This window comes from Sphingomonas sp. P3_C6 (assembly GCF_056402595.1).
In genome coordinates this window covers 20,871-46,251 of record NZ_JBFUHB010000005.1, presented here as the reverse complement: position 1 = coordinate 46,251, position 25,381 = coordinate 20,871, and the positions used below count along the sequence as shown (strand labels likewise).

The window sequence follows — 25,381 nt, the reverse complement described above, 5'->3', positions numbered from 1 at the left end:
ATCCGTGAACTGCGTCGCGCTACAAGCAACGTGCTCGCGCTTGACACGGCAACGACAAAAGGTTTAGCGCTAAATTAGCGTAAAATAAATTAGCGAAAAAAACAGGTGAGGTCGCATGGCGAAGATCAGGCTGGGCATGGTAGGCGGTGGCATCGGCTCCTTCATTGGCCCGATGCACCATCTCGGCGCGCATCTAAGCGGTCGCTACGCGCTGGTCGCCGGGGCGTTCTCGAGCGACATCGAACGATCGCGCGCGGCGGGCGCCCAATATGGCGTCGCGCCAGAGCGCTGTTACGCCGGTCATGACGAACTGATCGCCGGAGAAAAGATCCGCGCTGATGGGATAGAGGTGCTGGCGATCGCGACGCCCAACCATCTGCATCTGCCAGCGGCGCTAGCGGCACTTGACGCCGGCCTTCATGTCATCTCGGACAAGCCCGCAACCGCAACGCTGGCCGAGGCCGAGACGCTCCGCGCGGCGTTGACGAACAGTGACAGCATCTATGCGCTCACTTTCACCTATTCCGGGTTCCCGATGATCCGCGAGGCGCGCGCGCGCGTCGGATCCGGCATGATCGGCGCGGTGCGTAAGGTCGCGGTAAGCTTCTCCCAGGGCTGGCTCGCTGCGCCGCTAGAGCAATTGGGCAATACCCGCGCGGCGTGGCGCATGGATCCGGCACGGTCGGGTGTCGGCGGCTGCATCTCCGACATCGGCACCCATGCCTTTCACCTCGTCGAATATGTGACAAACGAGACCGTCACCGAGATCATCGCCGATGTTCGCACGCATGTGCCGGGTCGGGCACTCGACGACGACGCCAATGTGCTGATGCGCCTCGCTGGTGGCGCGTCCGGCGTGCTGGCTTCGTCGCAGGTGGCGGTCGGCGAGCGGCTGGGCTTCACCCTTCAGGTGTTCGGGGAGCGCGGCGCGCTGCACTGGGCCGCCGAGCAGCCGGAAACGCTGCGCTTCGTCGCCGCCGATGGCGCCGTCTCGCTTCTTGGCCCGATGTCGCCTGGTTTGCTGGTCCGCGAGCCGCTGCCACCCGGAATCGGTGGGTCGATCCTTGCCGGCTTTACGGTCCAGTATCGAGACTTCGCCAGGGCTATCGACGGCGAGCGAGCGCTGATTGACACGAACCTGCCGGGGATCGAAGCGGGCGTGCGGACGATGCGCTTCGTCGAGAATGCGGTAGCGGCAAGCGCCGCGGGCGCCGGCTGGACATCGCTGGCATGAAGGAGCGGCTTTCGATCGGTATCCTGGGCGCAGGCCCGGTGACCCAGGCGATCCACCTGCCGGTCCTCGCTGGGATGCGCGATTTGTGGCGCGTCGACAAGGTGATGGACGTCAATGCCGATGTCGCACAGATCGTCGCGGACCGCTGTGGCGCTCAGGGTGTGACAGAGGTTGCCTCGGTGATCGAGGACCCCGAGATCGACGTTGTCGCGATCTGCAGCCCGCACGCCTTCCACGCCGAACAGTTGATAGCTGCCGCCCGAGCCGGAAAGCGCGCTGCGCTGGTCGAGAAGCCTCTCGCGGTCAGTCGCGAACAGGCCGAAGCGGTGGGTCGGATCGTCGCCGAGCACGGGATGACGGTGCTGGTCGGAACGATGCACTGGTATGATCCAGGCTTCCGTGCCGGGCTCGCGGCATGGGAAGCCGAAGGCACGCGGGCGACGCGTATCCGTTCGGCGATCTTCGTGCCTCCCAATGCGCAATTCGTGAATGCCGCGACCGAGGAAGCTTTTCCGTCCTCGCCGCCGCCCGCGCCGCCCGCCGATCAACCGCCAGCATTCCAGCGCGAGCGCCTTCGCCAGACGATCCTGGGGCTGGCCATTCACCACGTGCCGCTGTTGCGGCGCTTCTATCCGCAGCTCGGTACTGTCGTTGAAGCCCGCCGCCATGCCCCGTTCGGCTATTCAGTGCTGCTGCAGCATGGCGATCAGATTGCTGAATTGCTGGCGATCATGCCTGGCCAATGGCCACCCTCGTGGACGTTCGAGGCATCGTCGCCCGAGCGACGGCTGCATGTCGACTTCGGGCCTTCCTACGTGTCCGCAGGCTCAGGGCGCGCAACATTGCAGGACGCGACCGGCAGCCGCGGCTTCGCGCACTCTGACAATGGCTATGCCGCGCAGTGGCGTCACCTGCATGACGTAGTGACCAAGGGCGTGCCCCTGGACACCCAGTTTGAAACAGCCGTGGAGGATCTCGCTTATGCGCTCGATCTTGCCGATGCCGCCGCCGAAGTGATGGAGATAGTACCGTGACGCAGTTGAACGTACGCATCGCCGATGCGGCGGGCGGCCAAAGCGCGGTGCTCGCGACGTTGCCCAATCGGTTCCGGACGGACAGGGGGGCCGATGTCACGGTGGTTGCTGGTGACGCGCTGCCCGCTGGACGCAACGGCGCGGTGATGATCGCCGATCCGGGCCTTGCCTCGGCAGCGGACTTGGACGCGCTGGCGAAGTCGGAACACGTGATCGGACTGGCGCTCGTCGCGGCCCCCGCGCTTCCCGCAGCGGCGCTGGAACTGCTCGCCGGACATCACGACGACTTGGCATCGATCGTCGATGCGGCAGCCGAGACGCCGGGCTCCTTGCGTGCTGCGCTGTTCGAACTGCTGATGCTGCTCGATAGCCTGGGCGGCCGGATCGACTCGCTGCGGATCCTGGCGACGAGCGCAACCGAGATCGTATTGGGAGTCGAGGCCGGGCCGTGGCACGGCACGCGCGTGAGTGCACGTCGGAGCTTCCGCACCCGTTTCGCCCTGGAAACCGTTTCTCGCACCCTGCGGCGTCGTATCGTCGTCGATGGCGACGCAATCTCCGCTCCGGCAGAGATTTGCCTGTTCGACGGCCAGGGCACTCGGATCGCGCTACCGCGCTACGAAAGCGGACTTCGTGCTTCCTGGCGCGCCCTGCACGAGCGGCTGACACAAAGCGCGGACGACGGCGAACAGGTCGCGACGGCGATCCGCCTGCTGGGTCAGCTCGATGCGCTGGGCGTATCGCGCTGAGCGTCACGCGGACAAGCGATGGAGCGGCGCGGGCTCCACCGGCTGGCTGGGAGCGATCCCCTGCCACCAAATCATTGGTTGCCCCGTGTTCCGCCCATACAGCCACGTTCCGCGTGGTGATCCTCGCGCCAGCGAGTGCGGCACTGTCCCAATAGCGGTTCACGACCCCGCCACCTTCCACAGCTTTTAATTTCAACACGCGTCGCGCGACCACACCGAAACGGTCAGGCTCGATTGGCTCGAGCGCGGTGACACCACCGCCGCCATCCTCATCGTCGATCGCTTGCTGGCCGAGATCGGCGCCTAGAGAGTCACCGCCGTTTCGATCAGCGCATCCGACGCGCCGCCTACCAGCACGCGGTAGCGGCCGGGCTCGAGACGCCATTGATGCGTGGCCGGATCGCGCCAGCGCATGCTTTCGAGCGGTACCGAAAACTCGACGATTTTGGTCTCACCAGGGGCAAGTGCGACGCGCTCGAAGGCCCGCAACAGCTTCAGCGGGCGCTCCGCCTCGACACCGGGCGCCCCGACATAGCATTGCACTACTTCCTCGGCCAGGCAGTCGCCCTCATTGCGCACCGCAACCGAAACGGCGAGCACCTTGTCCCCTGCCCGCGCCTTTAGCGCGCGATAGGTGAAGCGGGAATAAGACAGGCCATGACCAAAGGCATATCGCGGCGGGCGTTGCTCATGGTCGAACTTGGTATAGCCATGCCAATAGCCATATTCGATCGCCAGGGCGTCGCGGTCGAAGAATGGATAGTCGGCGGCGTCGCGCGCGACGGTGAAGGGGAGCTTGCCTGAGGGGCTGACCGCGCCGAACAGAAGTCGGGCAAGCGCGGTGCCGCCCTCCATGCCAGCGTAGAAACTCATCAGGATAGCATTCGCTTCGTCGCGCCATTCCTCCACCAGCACCGCCGAACCGGCGACAAGTACCACGATCACCGGTTTGCCGCCCTGCGCCGCGGCGCGGATCAGCGCGACCTGGTCTTCGGGCAAGGTGAGCGCGGTGCGATCGCCGCCGATGGGCTCCGCCGACAGGCTCGGGCGGCCCGGCTTCTTGTCCGCGCCGAGGGCCACGTCGCCGATAATATATTCGCCCTCTTCCTTAGCCGTGAAACCGGCAACCACCACCACCGCGTCGGCGGACGCTGCAACACGGCGGGCGGCATCGAGGTCGTCGCCGCGCTCGAACAATACCGCCTCCTCGCCCAAGAATGCGCGGAGTCCCTGGAGCGGCGAAATGACATAGGGCGGCCGCACACGGCTCGATCCATTATCGCCGGTATTCTCCATGTCGGCGAGCGTACCCAGCACCGCGATCCTTACGATCCGGTCGCGCCGCAGGGGCAACGCCCCGTCATTCTCAAGCAGGACCGCGCATTTCTCAGCGACTTCCAGCGCGAGCGCACGATGACTCGGGTGCGCGATCAGGTCGGAGGTATAGGCGGGCAGCGGGTCCTCGGTGGAGGCAAAGCGAAACTGGGTGGTCAGGATCCTGCGGCAGGCCCGATCGACCACTTCCGGTTCGACCGTACCCGCCTCGACCGCCGCAACCAGCTTGTCGCCGAACACCAGCGGCTCCGGATTTTCGATGTCTAGCCCGGCGGCGGCCCCATAGGTCTGATATACGCCGCGCACCCAGTCCGAATGGACGAAGCCCTTGAAGCCCCATTCGTGACGCAAAATATCGGTCAGTAATACGCGGTTTTGCCCACAATATTCGCCATTCAGCTTATTGTATGCAGTCATGACGGTTGCGACGCCCGCATCGAGACAATGCTTGAAGTGTGGCAGATAGACTTCGTGCAAGGCGCGTTCGCCGGCGGATACGTCCACCTTGAAACGGGCGTTTTCCATTGAATTGAGCGCGAAATGCTTCACCGTCGCGATGACGTTGTGCGCCTGGATTCCGGTGCCCATCGCGGCCCCCATCACACCCAAATGCCAGGGATCCTCACCATAGGTCTCTTGCGCGCGGCCCCAGGCAGGATGGCGCAGAAGGTTGATACACACTGCGCCTGAGAAATTGCATCCCTGCGCGCGCGCCTCGATGCCCATCACTTCGCCAACGCGTCGCTCCAGCGCCGCGTCGAAGGTCGCGCCTCGCGCCATGGTACAGGGAAAGCAGGTCGAGCCCACGCGCGTGACGCCGCGCGGGCCGTCGGTGAAAAGCAGCGGCGGGATACCCAGACGCTCGACACCGCCGCCTGCGCGATAGGGCCGTGCCCCCCAAACGCGCTCGTCCTCCGCCAGAGCCTCGAAAAAGCCTCGGCCTGACATCATCTCGACCTTCTCGGCGAGAGTGAGTTCGGCCAGAACCCGATCTATCTGAACAGCGATCTCATGCGAAGATGCACCCTTGGACGGCATAAAATCCGATTGGATCGCGGTCTCAACGCCATCACGGCGCTCATCTATCTTCGATGGCGTTTCCACTTCGACCTCTCCCCAACGCCTTTGCGTCGCCGAGAGTACTGCACTGGAATTAGCGCTAAAGCAATATGCTCGGGTTAGAGACTCGCTGATTGATTCAACGCTTTTTTGGGAGACGGTGTTGGGCGAGCGGAACGCTGTGTCGAACGAAGAGTGGCCGCTGATCGGGCCGTTACTTCCCCCGAGCATGGTCGCGGATGTCGTCCTGCGGGCGACAACCGGCGTCATTTCGAAGGCATGATGTGGATGGCAAGTGGAACAGCGTGTTCCGCGCTGCCGGCGCTGACATGATCGACAGCATGGCGGTCCGGCGCATCGTTGCGCCGTTGGGCTAAAAAAGGGATCAAGCGGCCCTGGGGCTTGGCCGGTCGCGTGGCGGCTTCACCACCAGGCTGCACGCCCGCTGCGACCGACCGCTCGACTTCGTCCTGACGCCCGGGCAGACGCAAGATGTGAAGGTTTCGGCCCGCCGTCCCGAATGCACGGCGACCGCATCGACGCACTGCTCGCCGACAAGGGCTACGACGCCGACGCCATCCGCGCAGAGCTTGTCGCAGCCAGTGTCGAAGCGGTCATGCCCACCAAGAGCAATCGTCGCTTCCCCATCCCGCACGAACGCGCGAAATACCAATCGCGCAATCTCGTCGATCTAGGCGACGCCGCGGCCACCAATACCTCCCGTCCCTGTGCTTGATGAGTGCGGGAAGGCGCCTTCAGTTCGTCATTATTTGTCGCGTTCGGCGCGTTTGCGATCTGCCTTTCGCGCCCGGCTTATTGCTGCCGCGCGCTCACGCGCTCTCTTCTCCGACGGCTTCTCGTAATGCCGACGTAGCTTCATCTCGCGATAAACGCCCTCGCGCTGCAGCTTCTTCTTCAAGGCGCGAAGGGCCTGATCGACGTTGTTGTCCCGGACGATAATCTGCATGCGATCTTGCTTCCAGCTGACATGGCGCTTGGCCGAATTCAGGGGGCTCTACAACCAGAGGCTCCGTAAGCCAAGGAAACGAGCCACCGCCGATCTCTGAGGGCTAGAAGGTAGAGCGCGCGGGCCGGATCTCACTCTCGAATGCAGACGGACCCACTCGATCATGATCGCTCCACCTTCACGGCGTCGATAACCGCTCGCAGGCCCGCAGACAGATATTTCCGGGTCGGATAGTAGATGTAGAGCCAGTCCTCCGGCACGATCCAGTCCTTTAGGCAGGAGACGAGCCGCCCGCTTTCGACGTAGGGCCTTGCCCGATCTTCCCAGACATGGGCCAGCGCGATGCCGGCGAGCGCGGTCTCGATCATCAGTTCATGGTCATCGAGCGCGATCGGCCCCTTCACGTCGATGTCGATCTCCGCGCCATCGCGACCGAAGGACCAGGGATAGCCGACGCCGCTCGGGTACATGTTGCGGATGCAGATATGCTCCATCAGATCGGCCGGCACATTCGGGGTAGCGTGCTTCTCAAAATAGGCGGGCGATCCGACCACCGCGAACGTGAGCCGGGGTTTGATCTTCACTGCGGTCATGCCGTCCCGCAGGCTCTCACCCAGGCGGATACCGGCGTCGAACCCTTCCTCGACGATGTCGACCAGTCGGTCGGTCGCGACGATTTCCAGTTCGAGATTGGGGTTGGCCGTCAGCAGCGGCGCGATCACTGGCCCGAGCACGAAGGGGGCGATCGAATTGGGGGCGTTGATTCGAACCTTTCCGAAGGGCGTATTACGAAACTGGTTCAGCGCGTCGAGCGCGAAGCCGATCTCGCCAAAGGCAGGCGACAATTGGGACAGCAGCATCGCGCCCGCATCGGTCAGCGAGACGCTGCGTGTCGTGCGGTTGAGCAGCCGGATGCCAACCCGGGCCTCGAGATTGCTGACCGCATGACTGATCGCAGAAGCGGTGACCCCACGCTCCTCGCTGGCGCGGCGGAAGCTGCGGTGGCGTGCAACCGCGTCGAAAGCGGCGAGCTCGGACAGGTCGGTCGTGCGCATTACTGATTCTCACTCAGGATTGATGCGAAAACTATCCCGCTAATCGGCGAAAAGGAAAAGGCGCAAATCCCTGTCGTCAGCCGGACGCACGGCTCGAAAGGGAGAAAGCAAGTGACCCTCACAATCGATCAGGCCGATGCGATGATCGCGGCGGGCACCGCCCGCGCTCACGACATCGGCGTCGCCGCCAACATCGCGGTGCTCGACGCCGCCGGTCATCTGAAGGCCTTTGCCCGCATGGACGGCGCGGTGCTCGGCAGCATCGACGTGTCAATCGGCAAGGCCCGAACGTCTGCCCTCTTCCAGATCGGGAGCGATGCCGTGTGGGATTACTGCAAACCCGGCGCTCCGGCGCCCAATCTCGAAGCGAGCAATGGCGGCCTGATGCCCTTTCCGGGCGGACTGCCGGCCCGGGCGGGCCACGGCACGATCATCGGCGCAGTCGGCGTGTCCGGCGGCGCTCCCGCCCAGGATCTCGAAATCGCCGAAGCCGCGGTCGCCGCGCTTCTCCGGTGAACGACCCTGCGACCACCCTCAAGCACCTAGGAAAGGAAGTTACGATGACCAAGACGATCCTCATCACCGGCGCCGGCTCGGGCTTTGCCGAAGCCGCCGCGATCGGCATGGCGCAGGCCGGCCACAACATCATCGCCACCGCGCAGATCAGTCCGCAGGTCGCGGCGCTGCGCGAGAAGGCGGCGAAGCTCGGGCTCGACAACCTAAGGGTCGAGAAGCTCGACCTGACAGATCCCTATGACATGGCCTTCATCCAGAAGTTCGATGTCGATGTGCTTTGGAGCAATGCCGGCTATGGCGAGAGCGGTCCGGTCAGCGAAATCCCGCTCGATCTCGTCCGCAAGAATTACGAGATCAACGTCTTCAAGCCGCTGGAACTGACCCAGGCGTTCATCCGCAAGTGGATCGACCAGGGCAAGCCGGCCAAGATCGTGTTCACTTCCTCGATGGGCGGGCTGTTCACGCCGGCTGGCTGGGGCACCTATGTCTCGACCAAGCATGCGCTGGAATCGATCTCGGAAGCGATCGCCCAGGAAGTCGCGCCCTTCGGGATCAAGGTCCAGACGATCAACCCGGGCGCCTATTATACCGGCTTCAACGAGACGATGGCCGACACCGCCTTCCGCTGGCTGGACGCGGACAAGAACTTTACCAATCCGGCGGACCTGCGCGCCACGTTCGATGCGCTGCTCGCCTCGCCGATGGGTCATATGGACGCCCAAGAACAGATCGGCCGCATGATCGCGATCGTCCCTGCCGACACCGGCAAGGTCCGCAACGTCAGCCCCAAGGCAGTCGAGGACATGCTGAAGCAGGCCCAGGCAGCGGCCTGGGAAGCGGAAATCTAAGCTTCGACCGAAGCGGCGGCCCCGGCGCTGCCGCCACCCCAATTCTTATCGGAGAGTCATCATGACCAGCAACACCCGTTTCTGGACGCCCGTTGCCGCGCGCGCTGCCCTGGGCTTCGCCGCCGCCAGCCTTGGCATATTAGCCCTCACGCCCCGCGCGAATGCTCAGACCGCGCAGGGCAACAGGGCGGCGATCGAAGAAAAGTTCGAGGCCTGGAAGGCGGGCACCGGCAACCCGTTCGACCTTCTCGCCGATGAGGCCAACTGGGCGATCGGCCAGCAGGCCTCGGCCTCGACCTATAATCTCCATTTCGGCAATTTCGGCGGCCTGCCGGTGACGAACCGCGCCTACGCGATGTGGGACGCCGCGGTATGGGGATCCCCGCTGATCCTCGCCGCCACCTTCATCCTGCGCAAGCTCGCCGGTAACGGCGTACCGTTCGCGGCAACCTACTGGCTCGCGACGGCAGCACTGATCCTGGCGGGGTTCTTCGTGACGAAGACGGGAAAGTTGGAAAAGCTCCTGCGGCGGTCGCAGGCCGCCGCGCTGCTCCTGAGTTTCGCGCTGGTCATTTTGGGTTATGCGATGGAATGATGCTCGCGCAGCTTTTAGCGTCTCAGGTGATGCCAAATGCTCCGTCAGTTCTCGTAAAAACGTTCTCCGGCCAGCTGCGGTTCGCGTGATCGTGAATTCGCCTTCGGGGGAGCTCCGAATGCCCGCCGAAAGGCATGCCCGAACGCACTCTGCGACGTGTAGCCGATCCTGCTCGCTATACTGGCGACGGTCTCGTTGCCGTGCGCCAGTGCCGCACGGGCGAGCGTGAGACGCCACCCACGAACATAGGTCAGCGGCGGTTGTCCCACGAGGTGGGTGAACTCGGCAGAAAAGGCAGCGCGCGACATACCCGCCAGGCTCGCAAGCCCCGCCACCGTCCAGGGCCGCGCGACGTCGTCGTGAATGGCGCGAAGCGCTCGGCCGATCCGTGCGTCGGAAAGCGCGCCGAGCCACCCGATGTCGGTTACATCGACTTGACCGGCGTAAGCACGGATGGCCTCCACCAGCAGTACGTCGGCAAGCCGGGCGCCCACGATCTCGCTGCCCAACATGCCGCGATCAAATTCGCCGTTCATGAGGCCGAGGATCGTCGAAACCCTATCGGCTCCGGACGAGGACCGGGAAACGATCATGAACGTCGGCAACATATCGAGCAGAAATTCCGCGTTCCCCGCGCTGAATGTAACGGTCCCGCCGATCGCAATCATATCGTCACCGCCGACATGCGCGATATCGCTGTCCGCATAGAGCGACTGCCCATCGATCGGGATCTCGGCGGGATGGCTCGCCACGGCGTAGGCAGTACGCCCGAGCAAGCACACATCTCCCTCGTTCATCAGCTGAGGCGGACATCCCGGAAGCAGCATCCACTGGCTGCCGCGCAGCAAGGCCACGAATTTGAGCCGGTCGACCAACGGAAAGGCGAAGGCCCATCGCCCTGCCGCTTCCAATCGGGTGCGTCGCGTGACGCGTGCGCCGAGAACGCCGAGCACATCGGACAGCGGATCAATGGCGCTTTTGGACGATCGCGACAAATACATAGACGACATAGCATAGAGCATCTTCAAAGCAGTGCCTATCTCCGTCGCGAGGAGATTGACGATGGGTATCGAAAATAAGGTTGTCGCCATCACGGGCGCGAGCAGTGGAATAGGCCGGGCGACGGCGACGCTGCTGGCCGAACATGGCGCGCTCGTCGTGCTTGGAGCGCGCCGCGAGGATGCGCTCATCGCGGTCGTGGAGGCAATCACCGCCAGCGGGGGAAACGCGGTGTGCAAGGTGACCGACGTCCGCCGGCGGGACGATCTTGAAGCACTCGTCGCATTCGCGGTCGAACGCGGCGGCCGGCTCGACGTGATCATCAACTGTGCTGGGATCGGGCCGATCTCCCGCTTCGACGCGCTGGACGTCGAGGGCTGGGATGCCATGATCGACGTAAATCTGCGCGGCACGCTCTATGGCATCGCCGCTGCCCTTCCCGTGTTTGCACGGCAGGAGAGCGGGCATGTGATCAACGTGATCTCCACGGCGGGCATCAAGATGGTTCCCACCATGGGGGTCTATGCCGCGACGAAGAACGCCGTGCGCACCGCCACGGAGGTGTTGAGGCAAGAGGCAGGGCCGAACCTTCGCGTGACCGAAGTGTCTCCCGGGATGATCGCCACGAATTTCGGAGACGGCATCACCGATCAACCGACGAAGAAAATGATCGGGGAACGTCTTGGGGCAATCGCGATCTCACCCGATGCGATCGCGCGAGGCATTCTCTACGCGATCGATCAGCCGCCCGAGGTCGATGTGGGAAGCATCGTCATCCGCCCAACCGCACAGGACTGATCGCGCGCGCCGAGTCCATCGATCAGCGCGACATGCTCCCTTCCCAGCTTCACTTCGCATCGGCCACCGGGGGCCACGCCGCGTCTCATTCACCATCATGTCCGGCACCATCACGTCCGGGACGCGGCAGCGAAGCATCCGGAGCGCATCGATCGCTCGTTTTCTCGATCAGGCGCAAAGGCCAGAGGAGACCATTGCCGCATGGTTCCGCGGGGTTCTGTATGGCGTCGAGGAGCATCCGGCCCAAACGGGCGCCCAGTTCAGGCAAATTCACCGAAAAACAGGTGAGCGGCGGATCAAGGGCGGCACAAGCCGGTGTATCGCGCGACCCTATTATCGCCACGTCCCTGCCCGGTTCGAGGCCATGCGCGCGCAATCCGGCGTAAACGCCGACCGGGCCATTCTCACTCATGACGAAGATTGCCGTCGGTGGGCGATCGAGAGCGAGTAACCGGCTGGTCGCGACGGCGCTGGCCAGTGCATCCACATCCCCGCGGTACACCAACTCGCTGTCCGCCGTATAACCAGCCTCATCCAGCGTCTGCCGATATGTGCGCACCACGATGTCGCTGAAATTCACGTCACGTCCCGGGGTGATCAGGCCGATTCGCCTATGACCTGAATCGATGAATCGCCGGATTGCCTGCCTCGTCGCCGTCTCGACATCGAGATCGAGCCAGCGATGGCTGCCAGCCGTCAGGCTCCGGCCGAACGTTACAAACGCCGCATGGCGTGCCTCGAGCAACGCGATCCGCTCATCCTCACGCTTGACCTCGGCCAGCAGCCACGCATCGGCGGTTCCCCTGCCAAGGTGACGCCGGATGAACTCCAGCTCATCCTGGTCCCGTCTTATCGGCAATACGATGAGGTCGAGTTGCTCACGCTCGAGCTCGCGCTGCACTCCCTCCAGTACGGCCATGAAGAACGGGTCACCATAAAGCCCGCTTTCCGTCGTAAGTGGCAGGACAAAGACGACCGTGCCCGTCCGGCCTCGCCGCAGCGAGCGACCGGATTGATTGGGCGTGTAGCCGAGGGCGGCAGCGGTCTCGGTGACACGCCGACGCGTCTCTGCACTCACTTCTCCACGATCGTTGAGTGCCCGCGACACTGTGCCGATCGACAGGCTGAGGTGCTTGGCAAGGGCACGAATGTTCATCTTGAGCATCTGGGAGGAAACTACCGATCGGATGCAAGCTCAAATGCGGATTGATATTGTCGCAGCCTTCGCCGTAAACGTTTTCGGAAATATTGGGCTCAAGCCCGATCGTGCATGGGAACCAGGGGATCGCGATGGTGATGGGTCGAAACGCAGCACTGTCCGCGGCCTTGCTGGCACTGAGTGCCGCCCACGGATCTGCTGCTCAGACGGCACCCTCGTCGAATACCGGCCTTGATGCGAGAGGCCATCTTCAAGCCATTGCGATACCGGGACAAAAGAGCTTCGCCTATGCCCGCCTGCGCGAGGGTGTGCAGCTTCGGGTTGGCGGGCTGACCAAGAATCTGATCTTCTACGGTCCGGCAATCGTCAGGATAAATGCCAATCTGGGCGAGAATTACTGGACCGCGCCGAGCCTGGCGGTGATCGGCAAGCCGCAGCCGATCAAGTTCACGATCGCCGAGACAGCCGATCGACTGACGATCAGGAGCGCGAAGCTTCGCATCGAGGTGAGCAAGGCCAATGGCGCGCTGCGATTCTTCGACGCTTCGGGGAAACTCTATACCGAGGAAAAGGCGGACGCTCCGCAAACACTGAAGAAAGTCACGATATCCGGCGCACCGACGATGGAGGCGAGCAATGCCTTCACCCTTCGCCCGGACGAGGCGGTATACGGCCTGGGCTTCAACGCCGAGGAGCATAGCAACCGGCGCGGCAGGGAATTGCTGCTCGTCCAGACCAATGTCGGGATCATCATCCCGGTACTGATGTCGTCTCGTCGTTACGGCGTGCTTTGGGATGACTATTCCCAGATGCGGTTCAAGGACGATGCCGGCGGCGCCTCGATGTGGGCCGAAAGCGCGCCTGGCGGGGTCGACTATTATTTCATGGCCGGCGACACGCCCGACGCCGTCGTCGGCGCCTATCGCGCGCTGACCGGCCAGGCGCCGATGTACCCCAAACAGGCGTTCGGCCTGTTCATGAGCAAGGAGCGGTACAAGACGCAGGACCAGTTGCTCGACGTCGCGCGTACCTTTCGAAAGGAAGGCTTCCCGCTCGATTACATCGTGCAGGACTGGCAATATTGGGGTTCGGACAAGGACGGCAGCTGGAGCGGGATGACGTGGGATCCGACCCGCTATCCCGATCCCGTCGGCATGGCGCGGCAGGTCCACGACATGAACATGAAGCTGATGGTGTCGATCTGGCCGTCGATCGGCGACGACACGGCGCTGGCGCACGAGCTTGACGAGCATGGGCTGCGTTTCAAGCCGGTGCACTGGATATCGAAGCATGCCCGGGTCTACGACGCCTATAGCCCGCTCGGCCGCCAGATATATTTCAAGCACATCAAGTCCGGCCTGCTCGACAAGGGCGTCGACGCGCTGTGGATGGACGGCACCGAGATCGAGGTCAGCAGCGCGATGTGGAACGCGCAGGACAATATCCGCGACACCAAGGCGCTCGGTTCCAACGCGCTCGGCGATTTCACGCGCTATCTCAATCCCTATTCGCTGCTGACGACGCAGGGCACCTATGACGGCCAGCGCGCGGCGAACGACAAGCGCGTCTTCACGCTGACCCGATCGGCCTGGGCCGGTGCGCAACGAACCGCCGCGGCATCATGGAGCGGGGACATCTTCTCGAGCTGGAAGACCCTGCAGCAGCAGGTAGCCGACGGCGTCAACGTGACGGTGACGGGCAATCCCTATTGGACCCAGGACACTGGCGGCTTTTTTGTCGCGGATTTTCCCGGCGGCGAAAAGAACCCGGCGTGGCGCGAGCTCTATGCGCGGTGGCTGCAATTTTCGGCGTTCAACCCGATCATGCGTATCCATGGCACCAACGTCGAGCGCGAGCCTTATCTATTCAAGACGATGGACCCGCAGGTCTATGGCTCGCTGCTGGACAGCACGCGCCTGCGCTATCGCCTGCTCCCCTATATCTATGGGCTGAGCTGGAAGGTGACATCGGACAGCTATACGCTGATGCGGCCGCTGATGATGGACTTTCCCGACGATCGCGCGACCGACCATATCGACGACAGCTTCATGTTCGGCCCGTCCTTTCTGGTCCATCCGGTGACGCGGGCGATGTACCACATCCTGCCGCCGCCCGCCGCGACCATCCCGAGCGATTATCTCCGCACCCCGGACGGGCAGCCGGGCTTGGCGGGCCAATATTTCGAAGGCGAGAATTTCGAGACGCCGAAGAGCCGCTTCGTCGACAAGAAGGTCGATCACAACTGGCCCGATCCGCCCCTGGCTGAAATACCCGCCGGACTTTCCAGCCTGTCGCACTTCTCGGCCCGCTGGGAAGGAACACTGATCGCCCCCGAGGATGGCGAGTATGAGATCGGGATCGAGGGGAATGACGGTTATCGGCTGAAGCTCGACGGCAAGACAGTGGTGGAGGACTGGAAAGCAGGCGCCGCGCGCTACAAAGGCACCGTCGTCCGGTTCAGCAAGGGCCAAGCGGTCAAGGTCGGCATCGACTATTATCAGATCGACGGGAACCGCGTGCTGCGTCTCGCCTGGCGACTGCCGAGCGAGCGGCAGGCGCTGAACGCCCCCGCGCCGGCGCTGAACACTGCCGTGGAGACATATCTGCCCAAGGGAGCCGGCTGGTATGATTTCTGGACAAACCAGCGCTTCGCGGGCGGCGAGCGGGTGACGCGGCAGGCACCGCTCGACATACTCCCGCTCTATGTGCGGGCAGGCTCGATCGTGCCGATGGGGCCTGAGGTTCAATATGCGACCCAGGCACCCGAGGCACCCTATGAGGTGCGTGTCTATCCGGGCGCCGACGCCAGGTTCACCGTCTATGAGGACGACAATGAAACCTATGCCTATGAGAAAGGGCAGCGGGCGACCTATGATCTGACCTGGAACGACCGCGCGCGGACGCTAACGATCGGTGCGCGGAACGGGAGCTTCCCGGGCCTGGTGCAGCGACGCACGTTGAACATCGTCCTTGTCGGTGGCGCGCCTCAGGGCGGCACCGGCGCGATACCGCCCAGCAGGCAGGTCACCTATACCGGCAAAACCGTCATCGTTCGCCTTTGATCAAGCGCTCGAGGCCTGGATTGTCGCGCAGTCGGGCCCGCTGCGTAGCCGGTTGGCATTTTTTATGTAGGAAGAAAGACGATGTTGAAGCGTTTGCTGCTCGTGCCTGCGATGCTCGCCTGTGGTGTTCCTCTCGGCGCCGCACGCGCCGACAATCCTATCATCCAGACCCGCTTTACCGCCGATCCCGCGCCGCTGGTGCATGACGGCGTCGTCTATCTCTACACGAGCCATGACGAGGACGACGCCGATGGCTTCAAGATGCTCGACTGGCGGCTCTACAGTTCGACCGACATGGTCAACTGGACGGACCGGGGCGTGGTCGCCTCGCTCAAGACCTTCCCCTGGGCCGTGCAGAGCAATGACGCCTGGGCACCGCAGGTGATCGAGCGCGGCGGGAAATTCTATCTCTATGTCCCGATCAGCGTCGCCGGGTCGCCCAAGAACGTTATCGCGGTGGCAGTGGCGGACAATCCGGCCGGTCCGTTCAAGGATGTGCTGGGCAAGCCGCTGATTGCGCCGGGACGCGACAATATCGATCCGACCGTGACGATCGACGACGACGGGCAGACCTATCTCTACTGGGGAAATCCGGACCTTTGGTACGTCAAGCTCAACAAGGACATGGTGTCCTATGCCGGCCCCGTAACCAAGATCGAGCCCCGTATCACCGATTATCAGGAAGGGCCGTGGTTCTATAAGCGCAAAGGCCATTATTATATGGGCTTCGCCTCGACCTGCTGCTCGGAAGGTATCGGTTATGCGATGAGCGACAAGCCGACCGGGCCATGGACCTACAAGGGCCCCATCATGGACCATGACAAGCGGGCCACCGGCAATCATCCCGGTATCATCGACTATAAGGGCGGGTCGTATGTGTTCGGGTTCAACTATGAGCTCAACTTCGCGCTGACGCCGATCCACCACGAACGGCGATCGGTGACCGTCGCCAAGTTCGACTATAATGCCGACGGGACCATTCCGAACCTCGGCTGGTGGGACAAGGCCAGTGCGCCCCAACTCGGCACGCTTGACCCTTATCGTCGCGTCGAGGCGGAGACGATCGCCTGGACCTCGCGCATCAAGCGCGATCGCGACCGTCCCTATGCCTGGGCGCCGGGCGTCACCACCACGCAGGATGAGCGCACCGGCGTCTATGTTACCCGCGTCACCGATCGGAGCTACATCAAGGTCGCAGGCGTGGATTTCGGCAAGGCCGGTGCGAAGCAATTCATTGCCCGCGTCGCGAACGGCACCCCCAAATCATCGATCGAGCTTCATCTGGACCGCATAGACGGGCCGTTGATCGGTACGTTGCCAGTCGGCGAAACCGGCGTGCCGGGACAATGGCAGGAAAAGACCGCCACCGTTTCCAACGCGACCGGTATCCATGACCTCTACATGGCATTCAAGGGAGGCAACGAGAGATCGATGTTCGACTTCGATTATTGGCAGTTCGTCCCATGATCGCCTGGAACGGCGGCGGCCGGTCCGTGGCCGCCGTTTAATCGCGGGACCACCGCAAATGGCTTTCCCCGATTTGGGACGATCCTCAGAACGTGATCGGCGTGGCCGTAGCGGTCGCCGGCCTGCCATCTCCCCCCGCCACGGCGCCGGTGCCGATCGACAGCGTGAAGCCATAATGAAGTGGCGCCACCGGGATTCGATAGCGTTGCAGCGGCCTGCCCTGGGGGCTCCAACTGTCGATGCCGCCCAACCCGCTCTGGACCGCGTCAATCATCACACTGACCTCGCCGTGCGGGACGATGTCGCTGCTGCGGCGTGTGCCTGGCGGCCGCCGGGACAGATCCGCATAGGGAAAAGCGAGGACATTGGCGGACAGGGGTTGCTGTCCGGTCACGTTCAGCACGGGCAAATTGGGTCCGCGCACGCTCAGCCACCGCACGCCGACCTTATTTCCAGTCTCCTGCGGCCGCATATAATCATGATTCTGATCAGCGATGGCGCCCGTCCAGCGCCCTAGCGCGGCCCCCGCCTGCCGGTCCCAATAGCTCTCATGCGGGCCTTTGCCGTACCATTCGACCGTGTCGAAGGCGATCGGCATCGTATAAGCGAGGCCGATGCGCAACGGATCGGGCAATCCGGTTGCCAGCGGTGTGAATTGCCCGTCGACGCCAACACTGCCGTCGCCGCGCATCATGTAGCGGCTTTCGAAGCGCGCAGATGCGCCTCCTATGGCAAATCGGACGCGAACGCCGACATCGCCGCCGCTTCGCTCCACCGTCACCGCTTCCACCTTGCGTTCGGCGGACGCCGTTTTCCATATGTCGTGCGTCCGCTCGGTCCCTGTTCCTATATCGTTATCCGTCACTGCCCTGTAGAAGTTCGGAGCCCCACCGATCAGAACGACCTGCCCGTCCTTGCGATAGTCGATGAGACCCGTCCCCCGGTCGATCGTGAGCACCGTCCCGGCCGCAGTCAGGGTGACCTTTCCGTCGTGGTCGCTCGCATCGACCGTTCCTGCCACCACGGGCGTTTCCGGCGCCGCTACGGCCGGCAACACGAACTGGTCCCACGCAATCAGATGACCGGCGGCTACCAGTGGCACTGACCCGCCCCGCGCCCGCGCGGTGAGCGTCACGACATATTCGTGCCCGGCTTTTCGGGCTTCGGGCAGCGCGATGGACAGTTCGCCCTCCGACCGTGCCGCCACGTCCATCGATGGCAGGCTCGACCGCGCCACTTCGACACCGTCTTCCATCAGGATCCAGCCCAGATCGAAGTCGGACAGATTGCGGAAGTCGTGATGATTGAGGACGGTGAACCGCCCGCTGGCGGCATCCCGCGCTCGAAAGGCGATCGGCTGGTAGACCTTGCGCATTTCGAACAGATGGGGGTTCGGTGTCCGGTCCGGCTGGATCAATCCATCGCCGAACTCGATGTCACCGCCAGGATTGGGGCCGTAAATGCCGCCGGTCCCCCAGAAAGGTTCGCCATTCTCGTCGCGGGCATGCATCGACTGGTCCACCCAGTCCCAGATGAAACCGCCCTGCAGCTTGGGATTGGCGTAGATCGCCTCCCAATAGTCGGCCAGGTTACCGCCGCTGTTCCCCTGCATGTGCGAATATTCGCACTGGATCAGTGGCTGGGGGTAACGGCTGTCATGGGCATAGTCGATCGTCTGGTCGACGGTGTAGTACATCGGCGCGAAGATATCGGCATAGGCGTCGGGCTTGGGCCCCGACAGCGTGCCCAAGCCGAGATAGCTGATCAGTCGGGTAGGATCGCGTCGCCGGGCCTCGGCCGCCGCCTTCTCGAACACCGGCCCGGTACCCGCCTCGTTGCCCAGTGACCAGAAGATGATCGATGGATGATTCTTGTCGCGCTCCACCATATTGGCGACGCGCGAAACATGGGCCGCGTCCCAGGCGCGGTCGTATCCGAGCTGGTAGAGTTCGCGCTCCGCGTCACCCTTCCATCCCATTTCCATATAGGCGTGCGATTCGATGTTCGCCTCGTCCATGACGTACAGGCCATATTCGTCCGCGAGGTCGTACCAGCGGGGGTCGTTGGGGTAGTGCGACGTGCGCACCGCATTGACGTTGTTGCGCTTCATCATCTCGATATCCCGACGCATCGAGTCCATCGAGATGACATGGAAGGTATCGGGATCATGCTCGTGCCGGTTCACGCCCCGGATATAGACCGGTCGCCCGTTCACCGTCAGTTGGCCGCCCCGGATTGCCACGTCGCGAAAGCCGATGCGCTGCGCGGTCGCCTGCAGGACGTTCCCATGATCGTCCAGCAACTCGAGGAGCAGCGTATAAAGGTTCGGCGTCTCCGCAGACCAGGGCCGTACGCCGACGAGGCGATCGGCAATCCTTACTGTCTGCTCGGCCTGGCCCGGTCGAACCATCGTGGTGCGGCGTAACAGGCTCTTCGCCCCGTCGAGCAGGGTTGCGCGCACGGTCAACGCCTTTTGCCCCGACAGGACCTTGGCTGCGACATCAAGCGTACCATCGCGCCAGTCATTGGCGAGCCCGGCCCGGACCGCGAAATCGCGGATTCGCGTCCTCGGCGCGGCCATCAGGAATATTTCGCGCTCGATACCGGACACGCGCCAGAAATCCTGGTCCTCCAGATAGGATCCGTCGGACCAGCGATAGATGCGCATCGAGATGTTGTTCCGCCCCGGCCGCAGGAAACGGGTGACATTGAACTCGGAGGGAAGCTTGCTGTCCTCGCTGTACCCGACCTGCTGGCCATTCACCCAGACATAATAAGCAGAACCCGCCGCGCCGATATGCAGCAATACATCGTCGCCGGACCAGTCGGCCGGCACATCGACGTCGCGGCGATAAGAACCCACCGGATTACGGTCGTGCGGGATAAGGGGCCGGTTGGCGGGAAACGGATAGGTGATATTGTTGTAGCGGGCCTGATCATAGCCTTCCGCCTGCCAGTCGGCGGGGACCCGAATCTGCTTCCAGGACGACACATCGAAATCATCGCGGTAGAAATCCGCGGGAGCGCCCTCGACATTGGGTGAAAAGGCAAACCGCCATTTGCCGTTGAGCGAGAGGAACCGGCTGGATGCGGTGCGATCCCCGGCAAGCGCCCGCGCGCGATCTTCGAAGGGAAATCCGGTGGCGCGCGCAGGCTCCTTGCCGCGTTCGAAAATGGCCGGGTTTTCCCAGTCGGGCCGGGCGGCGTCAATTTGGGGCGCAAGCGGCACGGCCGGCCGATTCTGCGCCTGGGTCGCCGGGGAGACAAGGAGAAGGGCCAGTACAACCCAACGAACCGCAAGCATCCTTAGCATCCCCCTATTCAATCGCTTCGCAACTTGTCCGGGTACTTATCATGGGCCGGAGGTTTCTCCCAGCGGCGGTAATGCACCGTCTTTGGCAGGGGATGCATCCCCTGTCCTCGCCCCGGCTCAGGAAATCCGTGGACCTTTCGAGACACGCTGCAACTGAACCTGGCCGATCTCCGCCTGATCGGGCGGCATATCACCATGTCGCTGGCGGTTGGGCTGAACATATTGTCGCACATTGCTCCGATTCGCGATTCGCGATTGCGATGACGGCCGGGATCGATATGTCCGAGTATAAGATCCGTGCGGTTCACGCGGACGATAGTAGCGAGGGATGCTGAAACGACATGACCAGGTTCAAGGCAGTGATGCTCGCGTCCGCAACCTCCCTGGCGGCAGGTCTGATCGCGACCCCGGCCCTGGCGGCCCCGGCCCGCCCGCAGGGGCCGTGCGACCTGTACAATGCGGCCGGCACGCCCTGCGTCACCGCGCACAGCACCACGCGAGCGCTGCTGTCCAGCTATGACGGGCCGCTCTACCAGATCCAGCGCCAGTCCGATGGGCGGATGCTCGACATCGGCATCGTCAAGCCGCGCGACGTGCCGGTGGCGGATGCGGGCGGCTATGCCGATGCCGCCGCGCAGGACCGCTTCTGCGCCGGCACCTTGTGCTTCATCACGCGGATCTACGACCAGTCCGGCAAGGGTAACCACCTGTACCAGGCGCCCCCGGGCCCGCTCTATCCCGGCCCGGCCAAGGGCGCATTCGACGCCCACCCCATCGCCGACATGGCGCCGATCACCATTGCCGGGCACAAGGCATATGGCGTGTACATCATGCCGGGCATGGGTTTTCGCAACAACAACGCCCGCGAACTGCCGATCGACGACGAGCCGGCGGGAATCCATGTGGTGGTCGACGGCAAGCATTTCAGCAATGGGTGCTGCTTCAACTATGGCAACGCCTCCACCAACGGCCTGGCTGTCGGCACGGGCACGATGGAGAGCGTCTATTTCGGCAATTCCAGCGGCTGGGGCAGCGGCGCCGGCAAGGGCCCCTGGATCATGTCCGACATGGAAGCCGGCCTGTTCTCCGGCTATAATGCCGGGGTGAACGCGGCCGATCCGTCGATCGACTGGCGCTTCGTCACCGGCGTGTTCGGCGGCGGCGGCCGCAATTTCTGGAGCCTGCGCGGCGGCGATGCGCAGTCGGGCGGGCTGAAGACCTTCTACGAAGGCGAGCGGCCGGGATCGCGGGAAAACAACGCCTATTTCCCGATGCACAAGAAGGGCGCCATCCAGATGGGTAATGGCGGCGACAATGGCAACGGATCGGCCGGCACCTTCTATGAAGGTGTGATGACGGCCGGCCAGCCGGGCAATGCCATCACCGATGCCGTGCAGGCCAATATCGTGGCGGCTCGGTACGGCGTGCCGCTGCTCACCCAATCGCGGCTGACCAGCTTCCGGCCCGCGGGCACCAGCGATGTCACCGCGACCTTCACCAACAGCACCGGCGCGGCGGCATCGGCCGTGACGCTGGCTGCCACCGTTCCGGCGGGATGGACTGCCCGCGCCACCACCCCGGCCAGCTTCGCCTCGGTCGCGCCGGGCGAAAGCGTGAGCGCGACGTTCCAGGTCACCGCACCGGCCGGAACCAGTGCCGGCTTCCTGACCGCCAGAGCGAACTGGAACAGCGACGGCCGCGCCTTGGCCGATACCAGCCTGCAGCGCGTGCGCAGCGCCGAGCCGGTGAAGATCAACGAAGTGCGCTTCGCCAGCGGCGGCAACGCCACCAACCAGTTCGTCGAACTCTACAACGCTTCCGCGCGGGCGGTGGATATCTCGGCCTGGCAGTTGACCAATACCCGTACCTTCTTTGCCCCGGTGCCGCTGGCGACGATCCCGGCGGGGACCACCCTGGCGCCGAGGGGATTTTACGTGCTCGGCCTGGCCAGCTCCGGGCTGGCGGCGCCGGCGGCGGCGGGCGCCACCACCATCAATGTGCGCAATATCGGCGGGTTCGCGCCGGGCCGGCAGATCAGCATCGACCGCGAAAGCCGGGTGGTGAAGAGCGTCGGCACGGCGGCGACCGTGCCGACGACGATCTTCATTCCGGTATCGACCGGCCCCTGGCTGACCGTGCCGGCGGGATCCACCAACATTCCTGTGATGAACGCGGCCGGCTTCGCAGTGGGTCAGAAGATCGGCATCGATGCGGGCGGACATCACGAGATCGTCACCGTGACCGCGGTGGGCAAAGCGGGCACGCAGACCACGCTGCCGGTGGGGTCGAAAGCGGGCGCGACGGTGATCAAGGTGGCGGACGTTTCCACCATCACGCCGGGCGACATGCTGACGGTCGGCACCGGCCAGCGGCTGGAACACGTCAAGGTCGTGGCGGTCGGCACGCCAGGCGCCGACGGGACGGGCGTGACCCTGTCCGAGCCGCTCAAGTTCGACAACATGGAGGGTGTCGATGTCGCCGGACCGGGCACGGGCATCAGCTTCACCCCCGCCACCCGCTTCGCGCACAGCAGCGGCGAGGCGGTGCAGGCGCTGGGCAGCGGCATCACGCTCGACCGACCGCTCACCCGCGCTCATGCGTACGGCGCGCCGCTGGTCAATCCGGCGGCAACGACCGACGGCTATCAGGGCCCGCGGCCCAATCAATGGTTCGGCGGCGATCTTTCGATCCGGGGCGGGTCGATCGCGCTCGCCGACCCCACCGGCAAGGTGTTGGTGGACGCCATCGTCTATGGATCGCAGCAGGGCAATTCCAGCGCCAGCGGCGCAGTGACCTCGCCCGAGATCGCCACCCTTGAGGGCCTACAACACCAGGGTGGGTGCATCGCGGTGATCCCCGGCGCCGGCTCCGGCCCGAGCGCGCCGGCAACGGCCCTGGCCGCCTCCGCACCGGGCGCGCCCGACCGCAGCGTGGGCCGCTTCCCCGACGGCGCCGACAGCGACAGCCTATGTGCGGATTTCAGGGTTCAGCCGGCGACCAGCGTGCCGCAGGGATCTGTGGCAGGCGCGACCAGCATCCGCGTGGCCAGTGTGGTGGATTTCGTGCCCGGCCAGGTGATCGCCGTGGGCGCGGCCGCCGAGCAAGAACGCGCCGTCATCACCGCCATCGGCACCTCGGGCGCGACCGTGTCGAGCGCGGCCAGCGAGCAGGGCGGAACGGTCATCCCCGTCGCCAGCACGGTCGGGTTCAGCGCGGGGCAGACCATCACCATCGGCGACGGCGCGGATGCCGAGGACGCGGTCATCAAGCTGGCCCAGGGCGGGCGCGCGGGCGCGCGGATCACCGTCACCGAACCGCTGGGTCGCCCGCATGCCACGGGCACGAAGATATCGGGCAGCGGCATCACCCTCGCCACGCCGCTGGCCCGCGGCCATGGCGCGGGCGCGCCGGTGACGGCCGAGCTGCCCACGCCGGGCACGGCGAACCTGTATGCCGAGGCGAAGGCCCGCCAGTGAGGCTGAGACAGCCAGATGACCTTATGGAGATGTCCGGCGTCGCATGCCACTGGATGCTGCTATCAAATACAGGGGGGCCGTGGCGAGACGCCCCCCGTTGTCGAGACGGTGAAGGGCGAGGAATAGCATGATCTGATCTGCGATCAGTCGCGCTCAGCGTCCTCGCCCGGTACGGACGCATGGCGCCCGCCTTCGATCGGCCAGCCATCCTTGGTCCAGTTTTCAAATGCCTAAAATGTCCGGTCAACGGAGACGGCGACTGTCATCGGCGTCCTTATGGTCCAGATCTCACGCCGGCTCAGGATTGTGGAACGGTCCGGCGAATATAATTGCCGACGATAGATATTCTGCGTCCCGGTCAACCCATCGAGTTGCAGCCTGATCCTGGTGGCGGTCAAGCGGCTGGTTTCGACGAACAGGCTGAGATCCTGAGCGTTCCCCGGGCGACCTTCGGACATGTCGCTGCGTCGCCAGAGAAACCGAACCGGTTTCACATTGCCGTCTCATGGCGGTGCTAGCGGGCGCACGGGTGCCAGGCCCCGGGGGCGACATCAGATGATCCGCAAAGTCACACGGTCTTTTGTCACCGCCCTTTCCTTGCTGATGCTGAGCCTGACGGCCGCAACCGCGCAGCAGGAACCCGCCGACGGGATCGAGCATGCCAAGCTTCGGAGCATCCTGAAGCTCGAAGGCGAACTGTTCCACGTCCAGGGCGTCGATTTGGACAGCCGGCATATCTGGGTCACATCGGTCGATATCGCGAACAGCAAGGGCTATATCCACCAGTTCGACCGGGCCACCGGCAGGTTCGTGCGACGATTGGAGCTGACGGACGGCGCGCGATATCATCCGGGTGGCATTTCGCTCCACGGCGGTTCGATCTGGGTTCCCGTTGCGGAATATAAGCCGAACAGCTCGGCCGTGCTCGAAGAGATCGATATGGAGACGCTGCAGCTACGCCGAAAAATCCACGTTGCCGACCATCTCGGTTGCGTAGCGGTGTCGGACCATAGCATCGTCGCGGGCAATTGGGGCAGCCAGTGGCTGTACGTCTTCGATCTGCGCAGCGGCGAACAGGTTCGGGTCCTACCCAACCCTTCGGGCACCAACTATCAGGACATGAAGTTCGTCCATGGCAAGCTTGTTGCGAGCGGGTATCTGACGCCGCTCAGCGGCGCGATCGACTGGATCGACTGGCCCTCGATGAAAGTCGTGCGGACACTGCGCGCGGGAGCAACCGACCGCGCCCAATCCTATACCGGCGAGGGCATGACGCTGAAGGGCCGGGATCTTTTCGTCATTCCGGAAGATGGTCCGAGCCGGTTGTTTCATTTCAGGCTCGATGCCTGACGCCGAAGGCATTTCAATCGCGGGCGTGACGCATGGTGGCTACAAGAGGCCATTCGAGACGGAAACCCGGATCGAATAGCGCGTGGGTCCTGCTCGCTGACTTAGCGGGAGCATGACGATGGTTGAACGCACCGAGGCCGAGCAGGCGGCGAAGATGGCCAAAGAAGGCGGCGCACGATCGTATCGTCGATTCCAGACAGCGCGAGAAGGGCCTGCCGATCGTCCACACCGGCAAGGGCAAGACCAGCGCTGCGCTTGGCATGGTGGTCCGCGCGATCGGGCACGGGATGAAGGTCAGCGTCGTCCAGTTCGTGAAGGGCGCGATGGCGACCGGCGAGAAGGGCGTGTTCGACCGCTTCGAATTT

General features: G+C 63.9%; 18 protein-coding genes and 1 pseudogene. 13 read left to right on the top strand and 6 right to left on the bottom strand.

Going from position 1 to position 25,381, the window contains the following annotated elements:
- Nucleotides 1–115 precede the first annotated feature (115 nt).
- Genes AC1DT7_RS07940 through AC1DT7_RS07930 form a run of 3 tightly spaced genes read left to right on the top strand, consistent with a single transcriptional unit; the run spans nucleotide 116 to nucleotide 3,017 of the window.
- On the top strand, nucleotides 116–1,234 hold the full coding sequence (locus AC1DT7_RS07940; RefSeq protein ID WP_478035395.1) for a Gfo/Idh/MocA family protein: 1,119 nt from the start codon (nucleotides 116–118) through the stop codon (nucleotides 1,232–1,234).
- Nucleotides 1,231–2,268, top strand: coding sequence for a Gfo/Idh/MocA family protein (locus AC1DT7_RS07935; protein ID WP_478035394.1), 1,038 nt, complete (start codon nucleotides 1,231–1,233; stop codon nucleotides 2,266–2,268). Before AC1DT7_RS07940 ends, AC1DT7_RS07935 begins: the two co-directional genes overlap by 4 nt.
- Nucleotides 2,265–3,017, top strand: coding sequence for a hypothetical protein (locus AC1DT7_RS07930; protein ID WP_478035393.1), 753 nt, complete (start codon nucleotides 2,265–2,267; stop codon nucleotides 3,015–3,017). The genes AC1DT7_RS07935 and AC1DT7_RS07930 overlap by 4 nt, the downstream gene beginning before the upstream one ends.
- 303 nt (nucleotides 3,018–3,320) lie before the next feature.
- Here the strand turns inward: AC1DT7_RS07930 and AC1DT7_RS07925 are convergent, their stop codons facing one another.
- Nucleotides 3,321–5,303 (bottom strand): beta-glucosidase, encoded by a 1,983-nt coding sequence (locus AC1DT7_RS07925; RefSeq protein WP_478035392.1) that lies wholly within the window; start codon nucleotides 5,301–5,303, stop codon nucleotides 3,321–3,323.
- Nucleotides 5,304–5,931: 628 nt separating this feature from the next.
- Here AC1DT7_RS07925 and AC1DT7_RS07920 point away from each other — a divergent pair.
- A complete protein-coding gene (locus AC1DT7_RS07920) occupies nucleotides 5,932–6,147 on the top strand; it encodes a hypothetical protein (protein WP_478035391.1) in 216 nt (71 codons plus the stop codon).
- A 30-nt stretch (nucleotides 6,148–6,177) separates the two neighbouring features.
- Here AC1DT7_RS07920 and rpsU read toward each other — a convergent pair whose 3' ends face one another.
- Both rpsU and AC1DT7_RS07910 read right to left on the bottom strand, forming a co-directional pair.
- Nucleotides 6,178–6,378 (bottom strand): 30S ribosomal protein S21, encoded by a 201-nt coding sequence (gene rpsU / locus AC1DT7_RS07915; protein WP_116842203.1) that lies wholly within the window; start codon nucleotides 6,376–6,378, stop codon nucleotides 6,178–6,180.
- A 161-nt stretch (nucleotides 6,379–6,539) separates the two neighbouring features.
- Nucleotides 6,540–7,433: a LysR family transcriptional regulator gene (locus tag AC1DT7_RS07910; protein ID WP_478035390.1), complete on the bottom strand. Its 894-nt coding sequence runs from the start codon at nucleotides 7,431–7,433 to the stop codon at nucleotides 6,540–6,542.
- Nucleotides 7,434–7,544: 111 nt separating this feature from the next.
- Between AC1DT7_RS07910 and AC1DT7_RS07905 the strand changes: the two genes are divergently transcribed.
- From AC1DT7_RS07905 to AC1DT7_RS07895, 3 genes are all read left to right on the top strand, one after another.
- Nucleotides 7,545–7,949, top strand: a complete 405-nt coding sequence (locus AC1DT7_RS07905) for a GlcG/HbpS family heme-binding protein (RefSeq protein WP_478035389.1) — start codon at nucleotides 7,545–7,547, stop codon at nucleotides 7,947–7,949.
- 44 nt (nucleotides 7,950–7,993) lie between these two features.
- On the top strand, nucleotides 7,994–8,797 hold the full coding sequence (locus AC1DT7_RS07900; protein WP_478035388.1) for an SDR family oxidoreductase: 804 nt from the start codon (nucleotides 7,994–7,996) through the stop codon (nucleotides 8,795–8,797).
- Nucleotides 8,798–8,858: 61 nt separating this feature from the next.
- Complete coding sequence (locus tag AC1DT7_RS07895) at nucleotides 8,859–9,392, top strand: hypothetical protein (RefSeq protein ID WP_478035387.1); 534 nt, start codon at nucleotides 8,859–8,861, stop codon at nucleotides 9,390–9,392.
- 44 nt (nucleotides 9,393–9,436) lie between these two features.
- Here the strand turns inward: AC1DT7_RS07895 and AC1DT7_RS07890 are convergent, their stop codons facing one another.
- Nucleotides 9,437–10,414, bottom strand: a complete 978-nt coding sequence (locus AC1DT7_RS07890; RefSeq protein ID WP_478035530.1) for an AraC family transcriptional regulator — start codon at nucleotides 10,412–10,414, stop codon at nucleotides 9,437–9,439.
- Between the two features lie 40 nt (nucleotides 10,415–10,454).
- Between AC1DT7_RS07890 and AC1DT7_RS07885 the strand changes: the two genes are divergently transcribed.
- Nucleotides 10,455–11,189 (top strand): SDR family oxidoreductase, encoded by a 735-nt coding sequence (locus tag AC1DT7_RS07885; protein ID WP_478035386.1) that lies wholly within the window; start codon nucleotides 10,455–10,457, stop codon nucleotides 11,187–11,189.
- Between the two features lie 85 nt (nucleotides 11,190–11,274).
- On the opposite strand, the gene AC1DT7_RS07880 is transcribed toward AC1DT7_RS07885, so the two are convergent.
- Nucleotides 11,275–12,345: a LacI family DNA-binding transcriptional regulator gene (locus tag AC1DT7_RS07880; RefSeq protein WP_478035385.1), complete on the bottom strand. Its 1,071-nt coding sequence runs from the start codon at nucleotides 12,343–12,345 to the stop codon at nucleotides 11,275–11,277.
- A 134-nt stretch (nucleotides 12,346–12,479) separates the two neighbouring features.
- On the opposite strand from AC1DT7_RS07880, the gene AC1DT7_RS07875 reads away from it, so the two are divergent.
- Entirely contained in the window at nucleotides 12,480–15,410 is a 2,931-nt protein-coding gene (locus AC1DT7_RS07875) for a TIM-barrel domain-containing protein (protein ID WP_478035384.1), read from the top strand.
- Nucleotides 15,411–15,491: 81 nt separating this feature from the next.
- Entirely contained in the window at nucleotides 15,492–16,877 is a 1,386-nt protein-coding gene (locus AC1DT7_RS07870; protein WP_478035383.1) for a glycoside hydrolase family 43 protein, read from the top strand.
- Nucleotides 16,878–16,962: 85 nt separating this feature from the next.
- Here the strand turns inward: AC1DT7_RS07870 and AC1DT7_RS07865 are convergent, their stop codons facing one another.
- Nucleotides 16,963–20,181: a glycoside hydrolase family 2 TIM barrel-domain containing protein gene (locus tag AC1DT7_RS07865; protein WP_478035382.1), complete on the bottom strand. Its 3,219-nt coding sequence runs from the start codon at nucleotides 20,179–20,181 to the stop codon at nucleotides 16,963–16,965.
- Between the two features lie 350 nt (nucleotides 20,182–20,531).
- Here AC1DT7_RS07865 and AC1DT7_RS07860 point away from each other — a divergent pair, with 350 nt between their 5' ends.
- The 3 genes and pseudogenes from AC1DT7_RS07860 to AC1DT7_RS07850 form a co-directional block, all read left to right on the top strand.
- Nucleotides 20,532–23,666, top strand: coding sequence for an arabinofuranosidase catalytic domain-containing protein (locus AC1DT7_RS07860; RefSeq protein WP_478035381.1), 3,135 nt, complete (start codon nucleotides 20,532–20,534; stop codon nucleotides 23,664–23,666).
- A 555-nt stretch (nucleotides 23,667–24,221) separates the two neighbouring features.
- Complete coding sequence (locus AC1DT7_RS07855) at nucleotides 24,222–25,016, top strand: DUF6454 family protein (RefSeq protein WP_478035380.1); 795 nt, start codon at nucleotides 24,222–24,224, stop codon at nucleotides 25,014–25,016.
- A gap of 118 nt (nucleotides 25,017–25,134) precedes the next feature.
- Nucleotides 25,135–25,375, top strand: a pseudogene (locus AC1DT7_RS07850) (cob(I)yrinic acid a,c-diamide adenosyltransferase); the annotation flags it as partial.
- Nucleotides 25,376–25,381: the final 6 nt, after the last annotated feature.